This is a genomic window from Streptomyces sp. NPDC038707 (assembly GCF_040636485.1).
In the GTDB taxonomy this organism is placed as follows: Bacteria; Actinomycetota; Actinomycetes; order Streptomycetales; family Streptomycetaceae; genus Streptomyces.
The window spans coordinates 1-1,754 of record NZ_JBEZUP010000094.1 but is presented as its reverse complement, the minus strand read 5'-3'; the positions used below and the strand labels follow the sequence as shown (position 1 = coordinate 1,754).

The 1,754-nt window shown below is 68.8% G+C and carries 1 protein-coding gene; it reads left to right on the top strand.

From position 1 onward, the window contains the following. The first annotated feature begins 488 nt into the window (after positions 1 to 488). The gene (locus AB0E62_RS39940; RefSeq protein ID WP_362206030.1) at positions 489 to 1,730 is read left to right on the top strand and encodes an IS110 family transposase; all 1,242 of its coding nucleotides are present in this window, start codon (positions 489 to 491) and stop codon (positions 1,728 to 1,730) included. Positions 1,731 to 1,754: the final 24 nt, after the last annotated feature.

Below are 1,754 nucleotides of genomic sequence, written 5' to 3'. Positions count from 1 at the left end.
CTAATGGGGGGTGAAGCCGGTGGATCGCTACCCGTTACCCGGTCCGCGAGACCTCGAAAAAGATCGCGGCCACCGGCTTCTCCTCGGTGGCGATCAGCCGGCATCCGGCGAGCCATACACACCCCCGGAGCCTTCGAGCACTCGGTCAAGACTTGGCCCCGGGTGCTGGCCGATCGCCACCGAGAACCTCTGGTCGTGAGGATGCTGGCGTCAGGGTCTGCTGCAGTGGAGTCCGGCTTTCACGACCGTAACCGATCAGATGATCGGATCGTTGGCGCTCGTGGTCCGAGCCCTCCGCGGGGAACACCTCTTACTTCATCGGGACGCCGTCGAGCTCCTGGACAGACCGAGGACCCCGCGGGCAGCTGGGGTCACGAACGACCAATCGGATGACGGGCCCAGAGCCCTTCCATTAGGGAGTCGCGTGCCTCCGCGCCGGTCTTGACCCGCGGATATGCACATCGGACTGAAGGACGTGAGAGACGCGCATGAAGGTGTTCTGCGGGATCGACTGGGCCAGTGACCACCACGACGTCGCCCTGGTCGACGGCGACGGCAAGCTCCTCGGACGGGCCCGGATCGGCGACGACGCAGCCGGCCTGCAGCAGCTGCTCGACCTCCTGGCCGAACACGGCGACAACCCCGGTGAGCAGATACCAGTGGCGATCGAGACCTCCCGCGGCCTGCTGGTTGCCTGTCTCAGGGCCACCGGCCGCCCCATCTACGCCGTCAACCCAATGGCGGCCGCCCGCTATCGCGAGCGCCACACAGTCTCGCGCAAGAAGTCCGACCACCTCGACGCGATGGTGTTGGCGAACATCCTGCGCACCGACGCAGACGCGCACCGCCAACTGCCGGCCGACAGCGAGCTCGCTCAGGCCGTCGCAGTCCTGGCCCGCGCCCAGCAGGACGCCGTCTGGGACCGCACGCAGGCCGGTAACAAGCTACGCTCCCACCTGCGTGAATACTTCCCCGGCTACCTCGCCGCCGTTCAGCCGATCACAGGGGGATTCAACGCGCCGCTGGCCCGAACCCTGCTGGCCGCCGCACCGACTCCTGGGCAGGCCGCCCGGCTCAGCCGAATCCAGCTGAAGGCGGTGCTCAAGCGCGCCGGCCGCCAGCGCGGCATCGAGGCCGAGGTCGAGCGCCTGCACGCCGCCCTGCGTGTTCCGCAGATGCGCCAGCTTCCGCTCGTCGAGACCGCGATGGGCCGCCAGGCCCTGGCCCTGCTGGGCAAGTTCGAGGCCGCCTGCGTCGCCGCGGACAGCCTCGCCGAAGCCTCAGTCGAGCTGTTCGAGCAACACCCGGACGCGGCGGTCATCACCAGCTTCCCGGGCCTCGGCGCGCTCAGCGGAGCCCGGGTCCTTGCCGAGATCGGCGACGACCGCAGCCGCTTCGCCGATGCCAGGGCGCTCAAGGCCTATGCCGGATCAGCACCCGTCACCCGCGCCTCAGGCAAGAGCCACACGGTCATGGTCCGCCGGGTCAAGAACCAGCGCCTGGCCGCGGTCGGCTACGTCTGGGCCTTCGCCTCCCTCACCGCCTCACCCGGCGCCAGAGCTCACTACGACCGCCGACGCGAGACCGGTGACCGCCACACCTCCGCCCAGCGCAACCTCTACAACCGGCTCCTGGGCTGCCTCCACCACTGCCTCGCCAACGGCACGCCCTACAGCGAAACCACCGCCTTCCCCACGGCGCCCAAGCTCGAACTAAGCATCGCGGCTTGACCTACTAACCCCATCGGATGTCTT